Here is a 23,572-nt window from a genome sequence, read left to right on the forward strand (position 1 = left end):
AGTAATAGTCAAAATGTGCAGAAAAGATGTTTAAAATTCTAAATATATGTTCTGGATCAATACGATCTAGATCATCAATTACCAGAACTGTTTTCTTGGAAGGATAAGTATGTTTTAATGTTTGTAAAAGAAAGGATATTAATACGGTCAATGCATTTTCTTCTCGAATAGTACCATCCTTTTTCGTGAATTCTTCAAGAAATGTTTTTAAATCATTTTCATCATCTATTTTTTTTGATTTCCTGAATGCAAGAATCTTTTTTCTTAGTTCTAAAATAGGTTTTGCTACAAAATTTAAGTTTTGATCTAATTTAGAAAGCTTAGTTATTAGTTTTTCTATTAAAGATTGATAGTTGTTAAGAAAGAAATATTCAGTAGCTAGGTAATTCCCAAAATCTATTTTTTCAAAATCCGGATTTTCTTTAAATAACTGTAATCCAATATCGAATTTAATTAGCTCAAAAATATCTTCATTAGCAGAGACCGAATAGTTTACAGGGTTTAATCTGATTTCTATGTATTCATTATTATTTCTTTTAAAAAACTCATTAATGAAATACGTTTTACCAATCCCAAAAATTCCGGATAATATTATTCGATTATTATTATCTATGTTTAAATGGTTTTTAAATCTAGACTCTTCATTTTCAATCGGTAAATTTTTAAATTCCATTCGGAGGAGGATTTGGTTAAATATTGTTGGCAACGGTTACGGTTAACGCCAGTGTGCGGAGATTAGCACGCGGAGTTGTCGGCTTGTTGTTTTGTTTCTTTGGAGTTCTAAGTTACCGTTTTTCCTACAATACCGCATATTGGGTCGTTAACCGATGTTGTAAGCAGTTTTTTATTTCAATTTCCCAATCCAAATATCTCCTTTTGGATAAAAATAGGTTTTTTCATTATTTCTCTCAACTACGTGAAATTCTTCTTGAATTAGCTTTTTATAGAATCGTTGGTTCTTATAATATTCCTTTTTGTCTGGGTATTGTTCTTTAGACCAATTTATTTCCCATTCTTCATAAGAGTCAAAATCAATTTTTCCTTCCCAATTAAATTTTTTCAAATCAGATGAGAATTTTCCAAATTGATTTAAATCAAGGTAATTATCACCTTTTGAAGGTATGAAATTTTCATTTTCGTAATAGTTTATCTTTTCTTCAATTGCACAAACAATTTCAGATTTTAGCATTCTTGGATTATAAAGCCAAATTGCTAAATAATAATCTTTACCTAATTTGTCCAGTTCTTTTTTCCATTCGAAATAAGTATTCAATAAAGTTCGAATAATTAGTTTTCGTAATTCTCCATTAATTTTAAATTGCTCACCGTACCATTCTTCAATTTCGTAATTGTAATATTTTTTTTCTTTTAGAAAATCCAAATCCAATTTTAAGTCAGAATTATTAATTGACTTATTTATACCTCTAATAATTTTCTTTGAAAGAATTGATTTTTTTCTCATTTCCGGGATTTTCCTAAAAATTGCTTACAACTTGTTTTATACGCAACAATTTACAGATATATCCAGAAGAAAGCCGGGATAAAGCAGATGAAGATATCCTATTTTATTAACACTTAAGGGAAAAAGGATAGAACAAATGAGCCCCAGAGAAAAGTCTTAGAAGAAATTAGGCAGGGGCCTCGGGCAAAGAAGATCCGGTAGAGGCTATCAGCAGTATAAAAGAACTCAACTTCCTATTTACATCGCACTATTTCCTGATTGAAAATTTTAGTAATTAGTGGAATGGATAATGGTTTAACCAGGTAATCCTTTACAAATTTATATGCAGCTACTTTTTGCCTATCAGTTTTAGAAATTGAAGAGGTTAAAATATAAACAGAAATCTTGTTGTCATTAAATTCTTTCAAACCTTCGAGAAAATCCCACCCATTGAATTCAGGCATATTGAGATCTAAAAAGATGTATAGTTTTTCGAGGGAATTAGATCTGATGTGTTGAAGATTAAAGGCTAAAGCTTTATTTGCCTTATAAAAGGAAATAATTTCAGGATTTCGATCATCCATAGCAGCAGAGATCAACTTTTCATTTATGAGATGCGCCATGGGATCATCATCTACTAAGAGAATTTTCATAAAGAATTCGGATTGATAAAAAGTACTTGATTCAATTTATGTTAAAACCTCTTCGTCTAATCGGATAATTAAGGTTTAATAGGCAAATGTTAAAATAATTTAAAATAAAACCTAAAAAAATTTTATAAATATGACCTTTGGTCCGATAAAAATTACCTTTCATCGATTATTTAGACGATTTTAATGATTGCAAAGATTTGATTGAAACAGGTTATGAGGAGGAAGCTCCCTAAAACTGATTATTTGCCATTGTAAATTCCCAATCTTCCTGAAAAAGGAACAATAATTTAAAGAATTTTGTGGCTTTGCTCAGTATTTCCTTTTATTTTGGCTGGTTATAGTTATTTTAGGCCGAAAGAATATTAAGATTGAGCCATTATTTTATTTTAAACATTCATTATGGGTAGACCATCCACAAAAGCTAAAGATCTAAGAGACGGATATTATATTGAAGTCCGAAATAAGAACCAAAAAACCGGCATCAAAATTCGAAGGGATACCAAAGAGCAACTGCTACTGGCTATTGAAGAATATAAGGAAAGTAAGGAAGTTATTGTTTTAGGTAAATCTGAAAATGGAAAAATGAAGGAGATTCCAGATCTTAAAATAGATTGATTATTAAGCTATTTTAATGTAGTGGTTCAATTTTATCTGGAAGTTCCCGTTTTTTTCTAGGTTCGTTTTAAGCTTTATCAGGGTTTAGACCGGTAAAACTATTTCAGTAATTTATCGGCAGTATTTAATGCCGCGATAACTGCACCTTCCATATAGCCGGCAAATGCGGGTGCTGTTTCTGTTCCCGAAAAGTATATCTTCCCGTTCATATAGCTTTTCTGTAATAAGGGATGTCCATTATTTTGATGGGGCCTGTGGATAATTTGGTTGCCATCAGATATGAATTCATCTATCCAAATTTTATCAACGTAAGTGCTCGGGTTCAAAGCTTGTTCTCCTAAGAGTTCTTTTAATTGCTTTAAAACAAGTTCTTTTCTCACCTCCCGGGGATAGGAGACTGCTCCGGCATTTAAAAAGCCTGTAAAGCCAAATTTGTTTTGTTCAAAATTGGTGTGGTCGTACATCTCGGTAACAATTCCGGAGTGGCTAAATAACATGCCTGAGTAACCATTCTGTCGCCAAAAAGGCTCTTCATATTCCAGGACAAATTTAATGGCTCCCGCCATCCAGGTTTGTACTTCCGGTAGAATTCGTAAAACATCCTCCGGTAAAGCAGGAGAAATTTGAATTTGCGAAACAACAAGTTGTGGAGGAATGCATAGCACTGCCTTATCAGCATAATATTCTAAACCATTATCAGCTTTAATAATCAATTGGTTCCCAGCTTGTTTTATAGCATTTACTTTGGTGTTCAGGTGGATGTTTTCAGAGCTTATTTTGCGGCTTAAGGTATCTGTGAGCATTTGAGTGCCTCCAACTATTCTATAGGAAGGGGCTTCTGAATCAGGAACATAGAATTCTTGTGCCGGTTCAAAAGATTTAGTTTGAAAAAGTGAAAGGCCTTTAGAGAATTGCGGATATTTTTTTAAGTCCAATTCTTGAATTAGGGAAATTAAATTTGGATGCTTTTCCGAAAACCAGGTTGCCCCCAACTCCAGGGGAGTGTTTAATTTTCCCTGTATGCTTTGTATTCTTCCCCCTAATCTTGAGGAGGCTTCTAAAATTATGGTCTCAATATTCTTTTTTGAAAGTAAATAAGCTAAAGTAAGGCCATTTAACCCACCTCCTAGAATTATTATTCTTTCGTTTTGTTTCATTGAATATCATATTTTAGCAGCTTGCAGTTGACCTGCATAATTTGGTCATTTAGACACCTCGCTTTTATATGTCGGGAATTTAAGTATTTCTCCTTTCCTTTTTTCTGTTAGAACTACAAAATTACCTGCCCCATTGTGGTTTAGCAAGAATTTCTGAATAACCTGGAAAACACCCCGGTTTTACCCCCAATTAGGTTTTTTCAATTTGGAGAATTTCCTGCAGCTTTTTAGTTAGTCGGGAATCATTCGACCATAAAAAAAGCCGACTTTTCAGCCGGCTTTGCTATTCGGTGTTTATAGATTATTCCTCAGTAAATTGAAAGCTTTGTCCGCCAACCGATACTCCGGCCATCGCTCCGGCTTTTGGCATAGTAGCTACACCAACGCCATCCTGAAACTTAATGGTTTTAGATTTACCTTTTTCGACAATGACCGCGGAGGCATTTGCTGAAAGTTCATACTCGCCGTCCTTAAAATCATCAAGGGCTTCCTCGGTTTTGAAAAATAGAACCTCTCTGTAAGCTTTTCCGCCTGCCTGAAGTCCTATATCTACTTGTTTAAGATCAGCGTAACCAATCATAGTTCCATTTTCGTAAACTATACCGTTACCTGAAGCACCACCAATAATGTATGCACCTTTACCTACGTTGGGAAAGACTGCATATCCCACAGAAGTGTTGAATAATTCCTGAAGATTATCATCGGCCTGAGTCATTGCTTGTTTGGCTTCCATTGCATCCTGTCTTAGCGTGTCTCCATCGCCCATATTTCCTGGGCCGCAACTAATGATGCTTATAAAGAGCATTAAAAGACCGGTTTTTCCTAATAAGTTGTTCAACATTCTCATAATTTCTCTATTTTTTGGTTTTTATGAAAGTAATATCTAACTCTGGACTATTCTGTTAAGCAGACGTTATTTGGGAAGACCTTAAATACTTTCGTGAATGAATGTTAAACATGAAATGTGCGCCAGGTTATTCCAGATTTTTTAGATGTTCCGATTTTTGCTTATGATAAAACCCTTGGCAACATCTTGATTTCGATATTTTCAAGAAAAAGTTTAGCTTGCACTTACTAAACCAGCCTTTATCCTAACTTAACCTCATGAAAAAATTCCTGATTGCTGCAATATTTTGCAGTCTAAGCATTTTTGTTAATGCCCAAAACGCAAGTGTAGAAGAATCAAGCTTCGGCATCCAAACCGGACTTTTTGGTCTTTGGGGCCATAATGAGACTAAGCTTTCCAACCAAATTGCATTGCGAACAGAAATCGGCTTCGATAGCGGCATATGGGGAGGTTCCTTTTACGATAAGACCGGTTATGTAATCACCCCGGTAATATCCCTGGAACCCCGTTGGTACTACAACCTTAATAAACGCCTGGAAAAATCAAGAAGAATAGATGGCAATAGCGGGAATTTTTTGTCGCTTAAAACAGCTTATCACCCAGATTGGTTCGTGATTTCAAACTACGACGAGATCAGTATTATTAGTGATATTTCCATCATTCCCACCTGGGGCATAAGAAGACATCTGGGCAGTCACTTTACCTATGAAACCGGCATAGGTTTGGGATACCGTTATATCTTTGCCAAACAAGCCGGCTATCTCGAAAATACCAGTGAGGCAGCTCTAAATCTGCATTTGAGAATAGGGTATAGGTTTTAAGGAAAGAAGAGAAAAGGGATTTTATAAATTATAGGCCTGGTTTTATAACAGCTGAGTATGAATTACCGTATGCCTAAAGTCATGGACGTTGCTGGAATTGCTATAGTTTTCTAAGAGCTCATCTAAAATTCAACTTTCTAAAAATCCTGATCTTTTCTGAATTTTGGGAGCTTAGATTTTCCAAAGGCTATTAGTAATAATCCAAGAATGGTGATGAGTCCTCCTATTAAAGCAATAGTTTCGGGAAACTGGCCAAAATATAAATAGGCTCCAAATAATACAAAAAGCCCCTTTGTGCTGTTGATTATAGCTTTTTGGGATAAGGGTATATACTGTAAGGCCAAATATCCTGCAATTACCGTTAAAAATGGTCCCAGGGAAGCTCCAATGAAGATATTCAATAAAGGTTTAAAACTTATTGCTAAAGGATCTTCGGTATATAACAAGGCTATAATTGAAAAGATCAGTAAAAAGAAACTACGGTTGGTGGTCAAAATTATAGGGTTGATATTCCTGATGTTCTTTTTAATGATAACGGAACTAACAGCCGAAAATACACCGGAATACAATACATATTGAGTGCCATCAATAAACATATCATCAATGGAGGTATTGCCTTTATAACTTATAATAAATGCACCCATAACGGCAAGCACCATCCCTATAAACTCCTTGCGGTTAAAACGTTCTTTCAATAGGAAAAAGCCCAGGCTTATAACAAAAACAGGGGATATGTTTCCAATAAAAGAGGTGATTGCCGGATTGGAGATAGTATGTATGGCCTTAAAGAAGAAATAACTGCCTGCTACTTCAATAATACCCAGGATTAGTAGGATACCCAGGTTTCTTTTGGCAAATTGCTTTATTGATCTGTAAGTTTTTTGGGTACAACCATAAAAAAATATCCAGGTTAGTCCAATGGCAAACCAATAAACTCCAAACTGAGGCAGACTGACCTCCATAAGGGCAGCTTTACTGAATATATAAACGTTGGATACGGCAATTACAGAGACAAAAGCCAGAAAAACACCTTTTAAATTAGCTGATACTTTCACGCTATAAAGTTAGCATCTTCTCCTTAGGGTATAAGCAACATTTGTTGCCAAGCCGTCCAAATAGCGGTTTCCCCTAATTGAATCATGGGTTCCTTTATAGTTAAGACCAATCTATGCTATGGCTTAATCCTTACTTACACAATAATAAGTTTAGGATACTAAAGGCTAAAACGGGATGCCGCAGGGAAAAAGCTGCAGACCTTGACCCGGAAAAGGATAATTTTATCAGGCAAGTTTGCTGCTTTTCAATTTAGCCTGCTTAAAAAAACAAAATTTAATGTATCTTTTTTAGGATTTATCGGTCTACTTAGGGAACAATAAAATTTTATGACTATGAATAATTGTAAATGCACCAACTGTGATTGTACTAAATGTAATTGCGGAAATTGTTTGGAGAGTAACTGTCCTTGTTCCAAATGCGATTGTGATAAATGCGATTGTTGTTAAATTTGATAAAGCTTAGTCTATGAACTAAGCTTTTTTATATTTATATATGGAAACTCAAAAAATTTGGAACAATTTCGGGGATGAATTATATTTTTTCATACTTAAGAAGGTGAAAGATAAAAATGCTGCCAATGATATTTTCCAGAATACCTTTCTAAAAATTCATGATAATCTCGCCAGGCTTAAAAAAGAAGAAAAAGTAAAAGCCTGGGTTTTTCAAATTGCCAGAAATGAAATAGTGAATCACTTTCATAAAGAGTCAATTTATCTGGAGCAGGTAAATACCAATAAAGAAATTCCTTTGCCAAAATATCATCAAATCTGCTGTTTTGATAAATTCATAAATGAGCTGCCTGAAATTTACAGGGAAGTAATTGAATTGGTTTATATAAAAGCTTATAAACAAAAGGATGTTGCAAACAAATTAGGGATAAGCCTTGAAAATGTAAAAGCAAGAATACGGAGGGCAAAAATTATTTTAAAGAAAAATTTCAGGGAATGCTGTAAGTACGAATTTGATGAAAACGGAAAGTTAACAGGAGAATCAAATTGTGCTATTTGTAATACCTGAGTGATTATGGCGGCCAATGATGGCTAATCGCTTACTTAAGATGAATTAATAATCGTCGTACACTAACAGGAACAATCCAGAACAAATGGGAGAAAGCCAATTACCTTAAAGGTTTTTTTTTAATTTAGAAGAAAAGAATAATTAATGTCTGGAGTATTATTATTTATTGGGATTATACTATTGCTATTAGCAATTCATGACTTTTTTTTCACCACACTTTCCGGAAGTGGTACTGGGTTCGTTTCCAGGAATATTTCTGTTTTTTCCGATAGGCTAATTCAGTTTTGTGTGAAGCTTTTTGGAAGAAAAGCATATAATTATAATGGATTATTTGTGAATCTAATGATTCTTTTTTTCTGGTTGCTCTTAATTTGGAGTGGCCTCTTTTTGGTTTATTCTTCTAATCCTGAAGCCATCACAAACAGCAGCGGCAGGATTGCAAATCACTGGGAGCGCTTTTATTTTACCAGTTATACTCTTTCCACCCTGGGGATGGGGAATTTTAAACCAACTACCCCGGTCTTTGAACTGGTAACCGGTTCTTTTTCATTTTTTGGGTTTATTTTCTTCACAAGCGCGATGACATATTTCCTTTCCGTTTCATCTGCGCTGGTAAATAAGAGGAGCCTGTCTAAAAGTGTATATAATGTAGGGCATAGTCCCCGGGCCATTGCAGGAAATATTTTAAATTTTGATTCTTCCTTCAGCTATCAGCAAATTTTAGAGATGCAAAAAATGATAGATAGACATTCTGTAAATCATCATGCCTATCCTGTTGTTCACTTTTATAGACAGAGTAAATCCACGGATAGTTTTAGTATTAATATAGCAAGATTAGATGAAGCAGTTACAATTCTCCTTCATTCAAAAGAAGCAAAAAATTTTGAAAAGGAATTAAACTTGTTGCGTTCGTCTATATCTGGTTTTCTAGAAGATATTCAAGAGAACTTCTCCTCAAACCTCTCTCTGAAAAAAACTACGGTAGATTCTTATGATTTCCCGTCTTTAGAATCCGGAAAAACAACAAAGGAATTACAAAAACGCAGGCGTATTATTGAGGCTTTACTAAGAAGTGAAAACTTTACCTGGGATGATGTTTTTTCTGGAAGTTAAGCTGTCTTTCAGGCTTTTGGCAAAAGTGTAATCGGAGTGACCAGAACGTCATCCAAAGTCCTCTTAATTAGTCTATAACAAGGAAAAGCCGGGGGCTGCAATATTTTTTTAAAAAAAAGAAAAATTTAAAACTGTAAGGAATGAAAAATTCAAGCTTCTAATACCAGAGCAAATCGCACATCCTCACATTAATACGATTCAAAACATATTTACGTTATTAGGTAATAAAACACAAAAAATGAAAAAAGGATTAATATTAGTAATTCTACTTTTAAATTTAAGTACTGTTTTTGCCCAGGAATGGGAGACAGATTTTGAAAAGGCAAAAGAACTTGCAAGCGAGGAAGATAAACCAATCGTATTGGTTTTCCAGGGTTCAGACTGGTGTGCACCTTGCATCAAATTAGACAGGGAAGTTTGGAGTACAGACGCCTTTAAAAATTATGCAACGGACAATTACATAATGTTGCAGGCAGATTTTCCCCGAAAAAAGAAAAACGAATTATCAGAAGCTCAAAGAAAGGCAAACGCTAAATTAGCAGAAACCTACAACAAAAATGGTGTTTTTCCATTTGTGGTTGTCCTCGATTCAAAGGGGGAGGTATTGGGGAAGACAGGCTACAAAAAAACAACACCACAAAATTATATTAAGGAATTAAATTCATTAATAAAATAACTTGAAAGGCCTCCTCACTTTATTTGTGATTCTGTTTTCTGTAACAGTTATGGCGCAGCAGCCATACAAACGCACACTCAAATTAATGGGTAGCCGTTTTGAAATTACTGTGGTGGCAAAAGATTCTATTGTTGCAAATAAACATATAGATACTGCGGTGGCTGAAATTTCAAGAATTGAAAAACTCATTTCCTCCTGGGATGCTAATTCGCAAACTTCTGAGATAAATAGAAATGCTGGTGTTAGCCCTGTTAAGGTAAGCCCTGAACTATTCGAACTGATTGCACGCTCTATTAAGATCTCCCAATTAACCGATGGTGCTTTTGATATTACTTATGCCTCCATGGATAAAATATGGAAATTTGATGGTAGTATGACGCAAATGCCTTCAGAAGAAGAAATAAATGCATCTGTGGCAAAAGTTGGCTTTCAGAACATTTTTCTGGATAGAGAAAACAGCACCGTATTTCTTAAAATGAAGGGAATGAAAATCGGTTTTGGAGCCATAGGTAAAGGCTATGCTGCCGATAAGGCTAAGGCTCTGCTCATTTCAAAAGGGGTGGCTTCTGGAATTATAAATGCGTCCGGTGATATGAATACCTGGGGAAAGCAGCCTAATGGGGAGGATTGGAAAATAGCTATTACCAATCCTATGAACAAAAATAAGGTCTTCGCATTATTGCCTATTACTGATGGCGCGGTAGTAACTTCCGGTAATTACGAGAAATATGTCAATTTCCAGGGGAAAAGATATACCCATATTATTGACCCCCGAACAGGCTATCCGTCAAGCGGAATTATTAGTGTAACCGTCTTTGCACCAAAGGCAGAACTAGCCGATGCCCTAGCGACCTCTGTATTTGTTATGGGTAAAGAAACCGGATTAGACCGCATCAATCAATTGCCAGGAATTGAGTGTATTATAATTGATGATAAAGGGAATATCACTAAGTCAAAGAATATTGAATTTGATAAACTATGAAGAAAAAGTTTATAACTGCGGTCTTAATAACTACTTCTTTTTGTAGCTGTGCGGTAGTAAAGGAATATGAGAAGGTGAATATAAATGATCCTGATATGCTGCTTTCAGAAAAGAAAGTAGACCGCAATCTTACTACTGCCCATTCCTACCGGGAAGCGGCCGTGGGTGCAAATGGAGGAAAAACTGGAGGCGGCTGCGGCTGTAACTAATATGATGGCTATGTACAAAAATATCCTGCTTTTTATTGGGGTATTCGCTTTTGCGAATGTGTACTCACAAACAACCCAGGACTCAACAAAAGTTTATAAAAAACGTGTTCTTGAAACCACTGAAGTAGATTTTCTTACAAGTTATTACACCCAGGATGGTGACAATGCTGCTGTTAGTGGAGGTGTTGGGACAGAGGAGTTAACCGATGCTACAGGAACTTTTGTGGTTTCCATTCCCTTAAACGACGACGATGTGTTGACAATTGATGCAGGAGTTTCTGCATATACATCTGCCTCCTCAAGTAACATAGATCCCTTTGATGATGGCCCGGCAGATCCTTTTCAGGCATCCTCCGGAGCCTCCAGTGGAGACCTTTGGGCAAATCTAACAGGGAGTTATAGCCATAGCTCAGATGATAGAAACGATATTTGGTCTGCAAAACTTTCGGTATCTTCAGAATACGATTATTTTTCTGTAGGTATTGGGGGAAGTTATACTAAACTTTTTAATGAAAAGAATACTGAGATTAGTGTAAACGGAAACGTATATATAGACACCTGGAATGCAATCTATCCCATAGAATTGAGACCTTTTGGGGAAGGCGGAGATGGTTTGAGCAATCGGTTGTTTGCCCAAAATACTATAACAGGTAACTCCAATTATAATCCTCAATTTTCAGCATTTGACAAGGAAGGGCGTAATTCGTATTCCTTAGGATTGGGATTCTCCCAAATACTCCATAGAAACCTGCAGGGGTCAATAGCAATAGATTTTGTGCAACAGGACGGATTATTGTCTACGCCCTTCCAAAGAGTATATTTTGGGGATGTAGCCGATTCTTTTATTGATAGTTTTCACCTCGCCGATGCTGTTGAACGTTTGTCTGATTCAAGGTCTAAAATAGCCGTTGGGGGGCGTTTAAACTGGTACCTCAATGAAATATTTACGATGAGAACTTTTTATCGTTATTATTCTGATGATTGGGGAGTTACCTCCCATACCGCAAGTCTTGAAGTTCCTGTTAAGATTACAGATAAGTTTACGCTGTATCCCTCGTATAGATTCTATAATCAAACGGCAGCAGACTACTTTAGACCTTATGAAGCAGCCCTGTCTACAGATGAATATTACACCTCTGATTATGACCTTTCGGAATACTCCGCAGATCAATTTGGATTTGGAGTTTCCTACACCGATATTTTTGCCAAAATGCACATCTGGCAATTTGGTTTAAAAAGTGTAGATATAAAGTTTTATAAATATGACCGGGACTCTACATTTAGTTCTAATATTATAACAGCAGGCTTTAAATTCCTTATGGATTGAGGGTAATCAGGATGTAAAATAACTTCCGGCTTCTTAATCGTGTAAGACAAAAATGGGCAATCTGTTAGGGGCTGTTAAATAGTATCCGTGTTTAGAATGCATGATGTGACGGCAAATTTTAATATTTTTTGCCAGGAGGCTGATTACATCGAATTTCTTCTGAAATTCATTCCATACACTTTGGTCGTAACTCTCTACATCGTTTAGTTTAGAAAAGCTCACCTGCATTTGGTCAAGGTCTTCAAAAACAGAAGTTCTTGAGGGTGTATGTTCAGGAGCGATGGTGTCTCCTAACTCCCAAACACTAAGCTGAGTATTATGTAAAAATTTACTCTCTTTTAGAAACTTCAGGTTTTTCCGATGCAGGGAAACTGAATAATCTATCGGCATCAGAATGCTTTCGATCTCCCTGAATTGAACGTCCTCTGGAACAGCTAAAAGATTGCATTTTATTTTGGAAATGATCTCAAAAGTATGATCCCCAAGAATAGTAGAATGTCGCATATCTTTACTCACAGCTCCCATAACCAAAAGATCGATTTTATTTTTCGCCAGCAGGTCACGGGTGGTATTTACGAGATTATCTTCTGAATAATGGCCGTTTACCTGGTGTGGTCTGTCAAGTGAACGCTCTCTAAGCTTATCCACTCGTTCCTGTAGTCTTGCTTTTGTTGCCGTTCTCTTCCTTTCCTTTTCCTCTTCAGATGCATCGGAATCAGGCACGTAGATATTCAAGAGGATAAAAGAAACCTTTTCTTCCCTAAGTAAATCCATGGCATAATGGGTGGCATTAATTGCCACCTGCGAAAAGTCTGAAAGTAATAAGACGTTCATTTTTTTTGTTTAAAAGCACAAACTTAACATAAACCTTGTCATATTAATATGATTATGATCAGGTCGGGTTTTTCTGACAAAAAAAAAGGTTATCTAAGTTATGGCTCTAAGGTGTGCTCCCGGTACTAATCCTTAAGTGGCGAATTGCTGGGTGGTTTTTAATGCTTAAATTCCACTGAAGTGACTTTTTTATATCATAAAAAAGCAGGGTTTTTCATTTGCCTTGTTATTATTTAATCGTAATATTGCAATGATACAATATTACGTATTTACTATGAAACTTTCAGAAATAAAACAACAGCTTAACTACCTGGATAAAATTGCTTTTCAGTTGCCTAATGGTGAATTGGTGCCTAATCATTTTCACGTGACCGAGATAGGAAAAGTCACCAAACATTTTATCGATTGTGGCGGAAGCGTACGCAAGGAGGAAGTGGTTAATTTTCAGCTATGGAATGCAAACGATTATGATCATCGCCTGCATTCAGAAAAATTAATGCACATCATAGAGCTCTCTCAAAAAACTTTGGGAATAGAAGACCTGGAGATAGAAGTGGAATATCAGGGACAAACCATTGAAAAATTTGGTTTGGACTTCGATGGCACCAATTTTATGCTCACTACCAAACATACCGATTGTCTTGCCAAAGATAAGTGTGGGATCCCGAGTAAAGAGACGGTGGCAACAAATGCTTGCTCTCCAGAGAGCGAATGTTGTTAATTAATTAAACTATATAGAATGGGAGTTACAAAATCCGATTTATTTAGCACGACTCAGAATGAGCTGGCTACATATGCCAAAGTATTTGCACACCCTGCGCGCATAGCGATCCTGCAATATTTACTAAGAGCAAACACTTGTTGTAATACGCACCTGGTGGAAGAATTAGGATTGGCGCAGGCCACCATCAGCCAACATCTGAAAGAATTAAAAAACCTCGGTATCATCCAGGGAACGGTAGAAGGCGTGTCGGTGAACTATTGTATCAATCCTGAAAAATGGCAGGAAATCAAAGACAGGTTTACGGTCTTTTTTGATAGTTATGAACCCGGCGGTTTTTCCTGTTGTTAGTCTATTTGATATGATTTTTAGAAAAATTGAAGAAATCATTGAGTCGCTGGAACTTCAATCAATTCCCGATTCCCGAAAAGCGGAATTGGCTCCTCTTATTGATTTTATTGAGGAGAAGCTCAAAGCCAAAAAACCGATTAAGCTTAACTTTATTTGTACCCATAACTCGAGAAGAAGTCATCTCGCCCAGATCTGGGCACAGGTTATGGCTGAATATTTCAACATTGAAAAGCTAAGTTGTTATTCGGGAGGAACCGAAGCTACCGCTATGTTTCCGGTAGTTGGTGAAATCCTCGCAGAACAAGGGTTTGAGATAAGCCCGATTTCTCAGGATGAGAATCCGGTATATGTCATTAAATATGCTGCTAATTCCCATCCGGTAATTGGTTTTTCCAAAACTTTTGATCATACATTCAATCCTGTTTCCGGCTTTGCAGCGATCATGACCTGTTCCCAGGCCGATGCAGACTGTCCTTTTATCGCTGGAGCCGAAAAGCGAATCCCGATTCCTTACGACGATCCCAAAGAATTTGACGGTACACCCCAACAGAAGGAAAAATACCGGGAACGCAGTCTTCAAATCGCTACTGAATTATACTATGTTTTTTCCAAAATCAAGCAATAATGACGCAGCCTAAGAAACAAATCCCGTTTTTTGAACGCTATCTCAGTTTGTGGGTAGCGCTATGCATTGCAGCAGGAATTTTAATTGGCCATCTACTGGGCGAAAGTATGCAGGTGTTAGCCGATGCCCAGATCTATAATGTAAATATCCCAATCGCTATCCTCATCTGGCTTATGATCTATCCCATGATGCTGCAAATAGATTTTAGTAGTATCAGGAATGTCGGTAAGGCTCCTAAAGGTCTTATCCTCACCCTGGTTGTGAATTGGCTGATAAAACCATTTACCATGGCCTTTTTCGCCTGGATATTCTTTGAACATCTCTATTCAGCCTGGATCGATCCCGGGATGGCCGGGGAATATATTGCCGGAGCGATTTTGCTTGGAGTAGCACCTTGTACCGCGATGGTTTTTGTGTGGTCTTATTTAACCGATGGTGACCCAAATTATACCCTCGTGCAGGTTTCTATAAACGATTTGATTATCCTGGTAGCATTTGTGCCCCTGGTTGGACTGTTATTAGGGATCACCGATATTAGTATCCCTTATGAAACCTTAGTGGCTTCGGTGCTCATCTTTGTGGTGATACCGCTTATAGCCGGGGTGATCACCAATAAAGTACTGGTTAAAAAACACGGGGAAGAGTGGTTTACAAATCATTTTTTACCAAAGTTGAAACCTCTAAGTATCCTGGCGCTCTTACTTACCCTGGTATTATTGTTTGCTTTTCAGGGTCCTAATATTTTAGATAATCCATTGATCATCCTGTTAATAGCGGTTCCACTTATCATTCAATCCTATTTTATATTTTTTATTACCTGGTTTGCCGGCAGAAAACTAAATTTGAAACATGCGATTTGTTCTCCCGCAGCTATGATAGGAACGAGTAATTTTTTCGAGCTGGCGGTTGCAGTTGCCATTGCCCTATTCGGGCTCCAGAGTCCGGCTGCTTTGGTAACTGTAGTTGGTGTATTGGTTGAGGTTCCTGTTATGCTCAGTTTGGTAGCCTTAGCCAATAAATGGAGGTATTAGACTTTATAAAAAAATAAATGCCTGATCTAATCACGCGTTTTTCGCACAACTAATAATAATTTTTTTGCTGATCTTTTGTAGGAACCTCTTATAAGGAAATTTCAATCTGATTTAATCTGAAAAAATATGGAGCTCACAAATTAAAATTCATTCTGATTCAGATTATATTTTTCGTCATTTTGAGCAATTCAAAGCGAACTTAAACGGAAGAAGAATCTTGCGTAATTGGATGAGGTTTTTTTAAAAAAAGTCCTGAATATAGTGATCATGATCAGTATATCCCGAAATAATTATCGATTGACAAGCGATAAACAAATCTAATAGCTAGCTTGTGCCCGCAAATCGACTGAGACTTATTTTTAAAAAAATATGTTTCAGATTTTCTTCTAACCGATCTCTGATTATTTCAGCATAAAGTTCCGAAGTAAAATAACTGATAAGCCCAAAATTACCGTCACAACCTTTCAGAAAAATAATATAATTATGAGTCATATCTTAAAGGGGGAGAAAGATTTTCAATCCAGCCACTCCGTAGAAAACAAAGCTCTGAGAATAAACTTAAATAAACACATCTACGGTACTTTTGCCGAAATAGGGGCCGGCCAGGAAACGGTACGTAATTTCTTTAGGGCAGGAGGGAGTTCCGGGACCATCGCCAAAACTATTAGTGCTTATGATAAGGATTTTAGTGACGCTATTTATGGTCGTGAGCCCCAGGGCAGATATGTTACCGAGGCCAGGCTAAAAGATATGCTCAATTTTGAAACCCGGGTTATTGAAGAACTTATTTCAAAAGAGAAACATCCCGATAAATTATTCTTTAGCTATGCCAATACGGTGGCTACTATAGATTATGCCAAGAAATACAAAGGTCACGGCTGGGTAGGAATTCAATTTCAAACCGAACCTGAAGGGGACTATAACCAAATTATAATCCATATTCAGTTCCAGGAAAACAACGCCATGCAACAACAATGTACGCTGGGCTTGATGGGAGTAAACCTTATTTATGGGGCCTTTTATTATCACGATGATCCAAAGAAACTTTTAAAGAGTCTGTACGATCATATCGATGTGGATAAGATTGAAATTGATGCGATTAATTTTCATGGGCCTGCCTTTAGCGCTGTAGATAATCGGTTACTTAGCCTGGAATTACTTCGGAAAGGGATAACCGAAGCGGTAATGTTCAATGCCGATGCCAATAATGTATTGCCTGCCAGCGTGCTTTATAAAAAGAATATCCTAACCTTAAGAGGGAGCTTCAGGCCTGTCACCAAGGTAAATATGAACATGTATGAAGAGTCCTTAAAGCTGTTTTTAAAGGAAAGGAAAGTTGATCCGGAAAATACCACCGTGATCTTTGAAATGACATTAAACAACCTTAAGGCCGAAGGAGATATTGATGAGAAAGATTTTCTGGACCGGGCGCGCTTACTGTGTGCCATGGGACATACGGTGATGATCTCCGATTTTCAGGAGTATTATAAGGTGGTGGAATATTTTTCGCAACACACCAAAGCTCAAATGGGTCTTGCCATGGGAGTAAATACCCTTACCGAAATTTTTGAAACCAAATACTACCAGCATCTTAGTGGGGGCATCCTGGAAGCCTTTGGGAAATTGTTTTTTAAGAATTTGAAGATTTACTTATACCCCCTAAAAGAGAGGGATACAATTCTGAATTCTGATAATCTCAAGGTGGAGAAAGGGATGAAAGAATTATACAAATTCTTTAAAGATAACGGTAGAGTAGTCGATATTAAAAACTACCAACCTGAAATTCTCGATATTTTCTCCAGAGAGGTGCATAAAATGATTAAAGAAGGGAAAGAAGGCTGGGAAGACTCGCTGCCCGAACAAACTTCGAAAATGATTCTCGAGGAAAAATTATTTCAAACTTCCTGAAACCACAGCCTCTATAAGGAGCCGAATATTTAGGAGGTTGCCAATAGGCGACCTCTTTTTTGTTTAAAATAAAACCCGGGGATACTAGCACGACAACAAAAAAAAACCACCCCAGGAAGTATAGCTGCATCCGGGTATAGATCAAGCGCGGGTTTTACCGAAACGCGACCGGGATTAAATTGAAATCATGCTTATTTCACATTCAAAAAAACGGTCACAAAGATGATCACAAAAACCACAATGCCTATGGCAGTTAGTTCCTTGTGGTATTTTTTGATCCAATTAAGAAATGTAAAGTTCTGATCCATATCTCCTGATTTTATAGCAGATTGGTTCACAGCATTGAGGACAGGAATAAATTAATGAATTTATACTTCTGAAGATATGGGGGAAACCCTCTGTTTTGGATAATACCTTTTTCTTAACAGGCATAGGTTTCCAGCCTACATTTCCAACCATTGCCTGAAAGCTGCTGCCTTACTGCTGCTTATTACCTGGTCCCCGGGAGTTTCAGGTTTGGTACGCAGGAGCAATCTTCCTTTAAAATAACTTTCAGCTTTTTCCACTGCCATGATATTTATAATTAGCTGCCGATTCGCCCTGAAGAAACTATGGGTGTCCAGTTGTTCTTCCAACTGATCCAGGCTATTATTCACCGCAAATCGTTTTCCTTCACAATTCACTAAAAGAACTATTCCGTCTTCGGCTATAAAATAGGCTACTTCTTCTGTGGGGATCACCTGGATACTTTGTCCGCTTTTTACCATAAATCTGGATTTTGTCTTAGGCTTAGATTTACTCTGAACATCTTGAAGTAGTTGCTGGAAATTATTCAGTTGCTCGTGAAGCCCTTGATGGTTTAAACTTTCAAACTTTGCAATAGCGCCGGTGAGTTTCTCCTTCTTGATAGGTTTTAAAAGATAATCTATAGAGTTTACTTTGAAGGCTTCAATGGCATATTGATCATAAGCCGTAGTAAATATAACAGGGCAGGATACTTCTACCTGGTTAAAAATTTCAAAGCTGTTTCCGTCAGATAGATGGATGTCGCAAAAAATTAGTTCCGGTGGGGTATTTGTTTTAAACCAGGCTACAGTTTCCTCAATACTTGGCAGGATCTCAAGAATTTTGGTTCTGGGCTTTAGTTCCATGACCATCGCCGCCAGGGCCTGGGCTGCAAAATTTTCATCTTCAATAATTACTACTTTCATTATCTTTAATTTTCAATAATGGTAATTCTACTACCAGCTGATTGTTTTCGGAATAAACCTCTGGCAGCTCTTCGCTGAAAAAAGCATACCTGCTTTTTATAGGCTCAAATTTGGTTCCTGCCTCTGAATAAAAAACACTTTTCCAATATTTATGGCATTTCACCTTTAATTTTCCATCTTCTGCAGATAGTTGTATCTCCGGTTTATCTTTGGCATTTGAATTTTCCATTTTCACAAGGTTTTCAATTACAAAAAATAAAACTCCCGGAGGTAAATATAAATTCCCGCTATCTTTTAGAGAATCCTTGTGAATTTTAATAGTTTCGCCTGATTGGCTATTTACCAGGTAGCTATAAGCATCTAGTGTTTCCAACTCTTCCTTAAATGTGATTAATTCATTTTCGTTGGAAGCCAGGAAAGAGCGGTATACCTCAGAAAGCTTTTCTACGAATCTCACGCTTTCCTCCGGATCCTTTGTGATAAGGGGAGTGAGTACTTCCAGGTTGTCGAACAAAAAATGAGGGTTTGCCTGGTCCTTAAGTTCCTGTAGTTCAGCATGAAATTTTTCCCTTTCCAGGCGGGCAGCATTCAATCTCTCCCGTTGCAGACGTTTCCTTATTCTGTTTCGCTCTACAAAATAGTAGAAAAATAGCCCTGAAACAGCTTGAATTACAAAACCTCTCCTTACAGCATCGGGGAACCATTGTACTTCTTCAACCCATATCACTATTACCCATAAAAATGGCAATTTAATGGCCGCCGTTAAAAATATGGTAGCTAAAACCACGATAAAACCCTCCGCCAAATTGGTGAGAAGGCTGTTCAGGTTTTGAAAAGGAGGAGAATGGATGAATCTCGAAATTTTAGGGTATAACCAGAAAAGAATTAGAAAATAAAATACGCTTAAAATTAATTCTACCCAAATGGTGTAATCAAGAGGTATTAATACAGTGCCACGTGAAATATATATGGAGACCAGGTATAATACTAGGGTAACCAGTATGGCTACAATAATATTTTTCATCCACACCCGGTATTTATTATGGGGTGATGTAGTTAAATGACTATGTTTTGCAGGGAGATTCACTCTAATAGGTTTGTTTTTTCATAATTTCCTCTTTGGATTCTAACTTTAAAAGAGGAATTTCTGCGATGAAGTTTCCATTGACTCTTTGAAATGATGTTTGCTTGTCGGTTAAGAATCTATACCTGTTGATGAGATTTTTTAAACCTGTTTGGGTTGATGTGGTCGCTGTTTTTCTTGATTTTATTTTATTAGAGACAATCAGGCTGTCATCTTCAGTAGTGACCTTAATTACCAGAGGGTCTTTTCTTGTGGACCCGTTATGCTTAACCGCATTTTCGATGAGGCTTTGTAAAGCCCCGGGTGGTATAAACAGTTCCTTTTTTTCTTCAGGTATCTCCATGTTGAAGGTGATAGCATCTCCAAACCTGGTTTTCAGTAGAAAAGTGTAAGCCTTAACGACATTTAATTCCTGTTCTAAGCTTATCAGTTCTTTTTCACTGTTTTGAAGAAAAGCCCGATATACTTCCGATAATTTTTGTACAAATTTTATGGCCCGGGCCTGATCTATCCTAATCAGGGTTGCCAGGACATTCAGGCTGTTAAACAGAAAATGCGGATTCATCTGATTCCGAAGATGCTGTAATTGGGCTTCAAAACTTTCTTTTTGCAGTTTTGCGCTTCGCAGTAATTCCTTTTCCAGGCGCCGTTTACTCTGTTCTCTTTCTCCAAAATAATAGAAGATTAAGGCAAGAATAGCCATAAAAATGTAATTAAGCCTAATCTTCATATCAATTACGTCAATTTCAGGGAATACCAGGAAAAAGGGAATCAGAACCGTCACAAACAACAGGAGTACGGCACTAAAAATTACCAGCAGGGCTTCTACGCTGGATTTTAAAACAATAGGAGAACCTTTAAGTTTTAGGTTCACAAAAGAAGAGATTCCGCGGTGAACCAGGAATACTGAAAGAAGAAATACAAAGGTAGCGGTCAATTCAAAGGCCATAATCTTATTAAAGACCGAGGTGCCATCCTGATTAAGAAACAAATTTCCCTGGTGAAGATATACAATAGTAAAGAAAATAAAAATGCTGGTTACCAGGGCTTTCAATATAAGTTTCCCGATCCATCCTTTTGAATTTTCTTTCTGTAAAGGCTCTTCAGCAGCGATTTGGTTATGTAATCCGGTGGAGGTGATATATTTCTTGATTAACTGTTTCAGGTAAAAGTAAAGAATAAATAGCTTTTTTGTGGAATTCATGGTTTCTGAATATTAAAGGTTCATCCATCTGAAGGCAATTTCAGGGAAATTTTAAAAACTCCTTTCCATTTCATCTACCCCATATCCCGTTTCACCCATCAGATTTCCCGCTTCGTCAGAATCTAGTTCCCTAAGGGCCCGTTTCCCTTCATCTTTGAGGTATAAAACAAGTATTAACCCATTAAAGATCAAAGTGATGAAGTTGTATCGTAATTTATTTTTTAGTGTATGTTTATTAGTTAGTCAATTTGTGTTAGCACAGGAGGGAATCTCCGGCAAACTGGAAGACCAAAAGGAGGAAACTGTTCCTTTTGCTACGGTCTCTGTGATTAAACTGCCGGATTCCACCCTGGTAACAGGGACTACCTCTGATATTGATGGTAATTTTAATTTAAAGCCATCAGAAGAAGGTGAATACGTCCTGAAATTCTCAGCCATCGGTTATGCCGATAATTTTTCTGAGGAACTCGAAGTCTCAGGCCCCGGTTTCAATTACGATCTGGGAGTTATTCTGCTTTCCGAAGAGACTACTATGCTCGATGAAGTGATGCTGAAAAGCTGGAAACCCAGAATGAAGGTGGAGAACGGGAATGTGACCATGGAAGTGGAAGGAACCACTATGGCCGCGGGGAACAATGCCTACGAAATGCTGGTAAGGGCTCCCGGGGTCTCTGCCGACCAAAATGGAAATTTTAAGCTTAACGGAAGAAGCGGGGTTTCGGTAATGCTGGATGGCCGACTCACCTATTTGAGCCAGGAAGACCTGAAAAATCTGCTGGAATCAATGCCGGCCGAAAATATCAAAAGCATCGAGGTGATGAACAATCCACCCTCAAAATACGATGCAGAGGGCAGCGCCGGGATGCTAAACATCAATCTTAAAAAGAACAGTATGAATGGCTTTAGTGGTAGCGTTTATGCCGGTTATACCAAAGGCAAACCCAACCTCTTTAACAGTGGCACTAATTTTAATTTTAACCAGGGGAACTGGTCCAGTTTCATTAATCTTGATGTTTCAGAGCGGGGGACGGTTAGAGATGCTGAAGTAGAGCGGATCTATCCAGAAGAAGGAGATATCACTGAATTCCAGCAACAGGGACGCCAGGAATATATAAAGCTGGTGCCCTCGGTAATGGCCGGGAGCGATGTAGAGCTTAATGAAACCCACAGCGCAGGGGTGATGGCACAGTTTAATTATACCGGGATAGATGATGAATGGCTAACCGACAGCCAGTTGTATAATAACACTGGAGACAAGCTTGCAGATATAGCTTCAGAAAATTACAAAACTACAGACACCTATAATGGCAGGTTAAACTTTCATCATAAAATGAACCTGGATACCGCAGGCACCAGTATCTCTACAAATCTGGATTATGCGTTTTTAAAGAAGGATATTTTTTCAGAATTTTATAATGCTTATGTTTATCCTACTGCCGATCCTGAAAATGAAATCCTTTTTAATGAATCTTTTTCAAACTACGACATTTATGCCGGGCAAGTCGACTTTAACCTGCCGCTGCGCAATGGTGGAAATCTGGAGACAGGAGTAAAAGCCAGTAAGGTAGTTTCAAAGTCAAACCTCGATTTCTATATCGATGAAAACGGGGAACGGGTTTTCCAACCGGAAAACAGCGACAGTTTTCGCTATGAGGAAGAGATATATGCGGCTTATGCAGAATTCTCCAAACAATTTAATGAGACCTGGAGCATAAATGCCGGGTTAAGGCTGGAACAAACGAATGGCCTGGGAATTTCGGCTTCTATGGGGGAGGAGAACAAAAAAGAGTATCTGGAATTTTTTCCGAATCTGCAACTTAACCAGAAAGTAAGTGATAATTATGAACTTACTTACTCTTATAATCGCAGGATCAAACGTCCAGCCTACGACAGGCTAAATCCGTTTCAATTTTTTATAGACCCGTACAATTTAATTGTGGGAAACCCGAACCTGAGACCTCAGTTTTCCAATTCCTTCAGTATCATTCAGAACTTTTTCAGCAAGTATAATCTCAGCCTTCAATATGAAAGTATAACCGATTACAATACTGAAATCTTCTCGGTAAACGAAGCCACCGGAATCACTAAGGTAACCACCGGGAACCTGGATAATTACAGCTCCTATATGGCCAGCCTTATAGCTCCTGTAGAGTTTACTTCATTCTGGAACAGTAATAACAGCCTCATTTTAAATTACCAGGATAATCAAACGATAATTGATGGTATAGATGTGGTGAATGAATCATTGTTTTATATGCTGCAATCTAATCATCAGATCAATTTACCGGCCGATTTCAAACTGGAGTTGAACGCTACCCTTCAGGGCCCAATGACGGTTGGTATTTATTACGTTGAGCCTATGCAATGGCTTGACGCTGGCATAAAACGGAGCTTTATAGATAATAAGCTGGACGTGACCCTAAGGTTCACCGATATCTTCAAAAGTCAGGATCTAAAGATCACCTCGGAAATTGGCCAAAACCAGTTCAATATAGATCAGTATTTCAATAAACAGGCCGTAAGCCTGAACCTTCGCTATAATTTCAGCAAAGGAAACAGCAAAAAGAACACTCGCTCTACAAATACCCTGGAAGAAATGGACAGAGCGGGGGTTAAATAAACCTTTCTTCCAGATACAACTATCATCCTGAGTCCTCGTGAAAGCACGAGGACTTTTGTTATTTGATAA

24 protein-coding genes are annotated in these 23,572 nt (G+C 37.5%); 14 read left to right on the forward strand and 10 right to left on the reverse strand.

What is annotated here, in order from left to right; genetic code table 11:
- The 3 genes from BUW93_RS14425 to BUW93_RS14435 form a co-directional block, all read right to left on the reverse strand.
- Nucleotides 1–673: P-loop NTPase fold protein (locus BUW93_RS14425; protein ID WP_262507233.1), on the reverse strand; the 673-nt coding region annotated here is incomplete at its 3' end.
- A gap of 171 nt (nt 674–844) precedes the next feature.
- Nucleotides 845–1,462, reverse strand: coding sequence for a hypothetical protein (locus BUW93_RS14430; RefSeq protein ID WP_081212451.1), 618 nt, complete (start codon nt 1,460–1,462; stop codon nt 845–847).
- Nucleotides 1,463–1,695: 233 nt separating this feature from the next.
- Nucleotides 1,696–2,094 (reverse strand): response regulator, encoded by a 399-nt coding sequence (locus BUW93_RS14435; protein ID WP_081212452.1) that lies wholly within the window; start codon nt 2,092–2,094, stop codon nt 1,696–1,698.
- Between the two features lie 399 nt (nt 2,095–2,493).
- Between BUW93_RS14435 and BUW93_RS14440 the strand changes: the two genes are divergently transcribed.
- On the forward strand, nt 2,494–2,709 hold the full coding sequence (locus tag BUW93_RS14440; protein ID WP_081212453.1) for a hypothetical protein: 216 nt from the start codon (nt 2,494–2,496) through the stop codon (nt 2,707–2,709).
- A 98-nt stretch (nt 2,710–2,807) separates the two neighbouring features.
- Here BUW93_RS14440 and BUW93_RS14445 read toward each other — a convergent pair whose 3' ends face one another.
- Both BUW93_RS14445 and BUW93_RS14450 read right to left on the reverse strand, forming a co-directional pair.
- A complete protein-coding gene (locus BUW93_RS14445) occupies nt 2,808–3,866 on the reverse strand; it encodes a flavin monoamine oxidase family protein (protein ID WP_081212454.1) in 1,059 nt (352 codons plus the stop codon).
- Between the two features lie 301 nt (nt 3,867–4,167).
- Nucleotides 4,168–4,713, reverse strand: coding sequence for a lipid-binding SYLF domain-containing protein (locus tag BUW93_RS14450; RefSeq protein WP_081212455.1), 546 nt, complete (start codon nt 4,711–4,713; stop codon nt 4,168–4,170).
- 257 nt (nt 4,714–4,970) lie between these two features.
- Here BUW93_RS14450 and BUW93_RS14455 point away from each other — a divergent pair, with 257 nt between their 5' ends.
- Nucleotides 4,971–5,534, forward strand: a complete 564-nt coding sequence (locus tag BUW93_RS14455) for a hypothetical protein (protein WP_081212456.1) — start codon at nt 4,971–4,973, stop codon at nt 5,532–5,534.
- A 137-nt stretch (nt 5,535–5,671) separates the two neighbouring features.
- Here BUW93_RS14455 and BUW93_RS14460 read toward each other — a convergent pair whose 3' ends face one another.
- Nucleotides 5,672–6,589 carry a DMT family transporter gene (locus BUW93_RS14460; protein WP_081212457.1) on the reverse strand — a complete coding sequence of 306 codons (918 nt, stop codon included), beginning with the start codon at nt 6,587–6,589 and terminating at the stop codon, nt 5,672–5,674.
- Between the two features lie 493 nt (nt 6,590–7,082).
- On the opposite strand from BUW93_RS14460, the gene BUW93_RS14465 reads away from it, so the two are divergent.
- The 6 genes from BUW93_RS14465 to BUW93_RS14490 all read left to right on the forward strand — a co-directional run bounded on the left by BUW93_RS14465 (nt 7,083) and on the right by BUW93_RS14490 (nt 11,914).
- Nucleotides 7,083–7,607 carry a sigma-70 family RNA polymerase sigma factor gene (locus BUW93_RS14465; protein ID WP_081212458.1) on the forward strand — a complete coding sequence of 175 codons (525 nt, stop codon included), beginning with the start codon at nt 7,083–7,085 and terminating at the stop codon, nt 7,605–7,607.
- 144 nt (nt 7,608–7,751) lie between these two features.
- On the forward strand, nt 7,752–8,720 hold the full coding sequence (locus BUW93_RS14470) for an ion channel (RefSeq protein WP_081212459.1): 969 nt from the start codon (nt 7,752–7,754) through the stop codon (nt 8,718–8,720).
- Nucleotides 8,721–8,958: 238 nt separating this feature from the next.
- On the forward strand, nt 8,959–9,396 hold the full coding sequence (locus BUW93_RS14475) for a thioredoxin family protein (protein WP_081212460.1): 438 nt from the start codon (nt 8,959–8,961) through the stop codon (nt 9,394–9,396).
- Nucleotides 9,397–9,445: 49 nt separating this feature from the next.
- Nucleotides 9,446–10,378 carry an FAD:protein FMN transferase gene (locus tag BUW93_RS14480; RefSeq protein WP_081212461.1) on the forward strand — a complete coding sequence of 311 codons (933 nt, stop codon included), beginning with the start codon at nt 9,446–9,448 and terminating at the stop codon, nt 10,376–10,378.
- Complete coding sequence (locus tag BUW93_RS14485) at nt 10,375–10,587, forward strand: DUF4266 domain-containing protein (RefSeq protein ID WP_081212462.1); 213 nt, start codon at nt 10,375–10,377, stop codon at nt 10,585–10,587. The genes BUW93_RS14480 and BUW93_RS14485 overlap by 4 nt, the downstream gene beginning before the upstream one ends.
- Nucleotides 10,588–10,597: 10 nt before the next feature.
- Complete coding sequence (locus BUW93_RS14490; RefSeq protein ID WP_232778372.1) at nt 10,598–11,914, forward strand: DUF3570 domain-containing protein; 1,317 nt, start codon at nt 10,598–10,600, stop codon at nt 11,912–11,914.
- A gap of 33 nt (nt 11,915–11,947) precedes the next feature.
- Here BUW93_RS14490 and BUW93_RS14495 read toward each other — a convergent pair whose 3' ends face one another.
- The gene (locus tag BUW93_RS14495; RefSeq protein WP_081212464.1) at nt 11,948–12,748 is read right to left on the reverse strand and encodes a universal stress protein; all 801 of its coding nucleotides are present in this window, start codon (nt 12,746–12,748) and stop codon (nt 11,948–11,950) included.
- Nucleotides 12,749–13,022: 274 nt separating this feature from the next.
- On the opposite strand from BUW93_RS14495, the gene BUW93_RS14500 reads away from it, so the two are divergent.
- The 5 genes from BUW93_RS14500 to BUW93_RS14520 all read left to right on the forward strand — a co-directional run bounded on the left by BUW93_RS14500 (nt 13,023) and on the right by BUW93_RS14520 (nt 17,384).
- Complete coding sequence (locus BUW93_RS14500) at nt 13,023–13,469, forward strand: DUF6428 family protein (protein ID WP_081212465.1); 447 nt, start codon at nt 13,023–13,025, stop codon at nt 13,467–13,469.
- 18 nt (nt 13,470–13,487) lie between these two features.
- Nucleotides 13,488–13,820 (forward strand): ArsR/SmtB family transcription factor, encoded by a 333-nt coding sequence (locus BUW93_RS14505; protein ID WP_081212466.1) that lies wholly within the window; start codon nt 13,488–13,490, stop codon nt 13,818–13,820.
- A 10-nt stretch (nt 13,821–13,830) separates the two neighbouring features.
- Entirely contained in the window at nt 13,831–14,445 is a 615-nt protein-coding gene (locus BUW93_RS14510; RefSeq protein ID WP_081212467.1) for an arsenate-mycothiol transferase ArsC, read from the forward strand.
- The gene (arsB, locus tag BUW93_RS14515; protein WP_081212468.1) at nt 14,445–15,476 is read left to right on the forward strand and encodes an ACR3 family arsenite efflux transporter; all 1,032 of its coding nucleotides are present in this window, start codon (nt 14,445–14,447) and stop codon (nt 15,474–15,476) included. The genes BUW93_RS14510 and arsB overlap by 1 nt, the downstream gene beginning before the upstream one ends.
- Nucleotides 15,477–15,959: 483 nt before the next feature.
- Complete coding sequence (locus BUW93_RS14520) at nt 15,960–17,384, forward strand: nicotinate-nucleotide adenylyltransferase (protein WP_081212469.1); 1,425 nt, start codon at nt 15,960–15,962, stop codon at nt 17,382–17,384.
- A 443-nt stretch (nt 17,385–17,827) separates the two neighbouring features.
- Here the strand turns inward: BUW93_RS14520 and BUW93_RS14525 are convergent, their stop codons facing one another.
- The 3 genes from BUW93_RS14525 to BUW93_RS14535 form a co-directional block, all read right to left on the reverse strand.
- Nucleotides 17,828–18,595: a LytR/AlgR family response regulator transcription factor gene (locus tag BUW93_RS14525; protein ID WP_081212470.1), complete on the reverse strand. Its 768-nt coding sequence runs from the start codon at nt 18,593–18,595 to the stop codon at nt 17,828–17,830.
- On the reverse strand, nt 18,576–19,619 hold the full coding sequence (locus BUW93_RS14530; protein ID WP_081212471.1) for a histidine kinase: 1,044 nt from the start codon (nt 19,617–19,619) through the stop codon (nt 18,576–18,578). The genes BUW93_RS14525 and BUW93_RS14530 overlap by 20 nt, the downstream gene beginning before the upstream one ends.
- A gap of 64 nt (nt 19,620–19,683) precedes the next feature.
- Nucleotides 19,684–20,883, reverse strand: coding sequence for a sensor histidine kinase (locus BUW93_RS14535; protein ID WP_081212472.1), 1,200 nt, complete (start codon nt 20,881–20,883; stop codon nt 19,684–19,686).
- A gap of 196 nt (nt 20,884–21,079) precedes the next feature.
- Here BUW93_RS14535 and BUW93_RS14540 point away from each other — a divergent pair, with 196 nt between their 5' ends.
- Complete coding sequence (locus BUW93_RS14540) at nt 21,080–23,503, forward strand: outer membrane beta-barrel family protein (RefSeq protein WP_081212473.1); 2,424 nt, start codon at nt 21,080–21,082, stop codon at nt 23,501–23,503.
- Nucleotides 23,504–23,572: the final 69 nt, after the last annotated feature.

Origin of the sequence: Salegentibacter sediminis (assembly GCF_002078605.1) — a bacterium.
In the GTDB taxonomy this organism is placed as follows: Bacteria; Bacteroidota; Bacteroidia; order Flavobacteriales; family Flavobacteriaceae; genus Salegentibacter; species Salegentibacter sediminis.

Excerpts from the sequence above, each read along its gene's own strand:
- BUW93_RS14455 (WP_081212456.1), top strand. The coding sequence starts at position 4,971 with ATGAAAAAATTCCTGATTGCTGCAATATTTTGCAGTCTAAGCATTTTT.
- BUW93_RS14490 (WP_232778372.1), top strand. The coding sequence starts at position 10,598 with ATGTACAAAAATATCCTGCTTTTTATTGGGGTATTCGCTTTTGCGAAT.
- BUW93_RS14530 (WP_081212471.1), bottom strand. The coding sequence starts at position 19,619 with ATGAAAAATATTATTGTAGCCATACTGGTTACCCTAGTATTATACCTG.
- BUW93_RS14440 (WP_081212453.1), top strand. The coding sequence starts at position 2,494 with ATGGGTAGACCATCCACAAAAGCTAAAGATCTAAGAGACGGATATTAT.
- BUW93_RS14435 (WP_081212452.1), bottom strand. The coding sequence starts at position 2,094 with ATGAAAATTCTCTTAGTAGATGATGATCCCATGGCGCATCTCATAAAT.
- BUW93_RS14510 (WP_081212467.1), top strand. The coding sequence starts at position 13,831 with ATGATTTTTAGAAAAATTGAAGAAATCATTGAGTCGCTGGAACTTCAA.
- BUW93_RS14480 (WP_081212461.1), top strand. The coding sequence starts at position 9,446 with ATGGCGCAGCAGCCATACAAACGCACACTCAAATTAATGGGTAGCCGT.
- BUW93_RS14470 (WP_081212459.1), top strand. The coding sequence starts at position 7,752 with ATGTCTGGAGTATTATTATTTATTGGGATTATACTATTGCTATTAGCA.
- BUW93_RS14475 (WP_081212460.1), top strand. The coding sequence starts at position 8,959 with ATGAAAAAAGGATTAATATTAGTAATTCTACTTTTAAATTTAAGTACT.
- BUW93_RS14445 (WP_081212454.1), bottom strand. The coding sequence starts at position 3,866 with ATGAAACAAAACGAAAGAATAATAATTCTAGGAGGTGGGTTAAATGGC.
- BUW93_RS14520 (WP_081212469.1), top strand. The coding sequence starts at position 15,960 with ATGAGTCATATCTTAAAGGGGGAGAAAGATTTTCAATCCAGCCACTCC.
- BUW93_RS14495 (WP_081212464.1), bottom strand. The coding sequence starts at position 12,748 with ATGAACGTCTTATTACTTTCAGACTTTTCGCAGGTGGCAATTAATGCC.
- BUW93_RS14485 (WP_081212462.1), top strand. The coding sequence starts at position 10,375 with ATGAAGAAAAAGTTTATAACTGCGGTCTTAATAACTACTTCTTTTTGT.
- BUW93_RS14430 (WP_081212451.1), bottom strand. The coding sequence starts at position 1,462 with ATGAGAAAAAAATCAATTCTTTCAAAGAAAATTATTAGAGGTATAAAT.
- BUW93_RS14505 (WP_081212466.1), top strand. The coding sequence starts at position 13,488 with ATGGGAGTTACAAAATCCGATTTATTTAGCACGACTCAGAATGAGCTG.
- arsB (WP_081212468.1), top strand. The coding sequence starts at position 14,445 with ATGACGCAGCCTAAGAAACAAATCCCGTTTTTTGAACGCTATCTCAGT.
- BUW93_RS14500 (WP_081212465.1), top strand. The coding sequence starts at position 13,023 with ATGAAACTTTCAGAAATAAAACAACAGCTTAACTACCTGGATAAAATT.
- BUW93_RS14465 (WP_081212458.1), top strand. The coding sequence starts at position 7,083 with ATGGAAACTCAAAAAATTTGGAACAATTTCGGGGATGAATTATATTTT.
- BUW93_RS14450 (WP_081212455.1), bottom strand. The coding sequence starts at position 4,713 with ATGAGAATGTTGAACAACTTATTAGGAAAAACCGGTCTTTTAATGCTC.
- BUW93_RS14525 (WP_081212470.1), bottom strand. The coding sequence starts at position 18,595 with ATGAAAGTAGTAATTATTGAAGATGAAAATTTTGCAGCCCAGGCCCTG.
- BUW93_RS14535 (WP_081212472.1), bottom strand. The coding sequence starts at position 20,883 with ATGAATTCCACAAAAAAGCTATTTATTCTTTACTTTTACCTGAAACAG.
- BUW93_RS14540 (WP_081212473.1), top strand. The coding sequence starts at position 21,080 with ATGAAGTTGTATCGTAATTTATTTTTTAGTGTATGTTTATTAGTTAGT.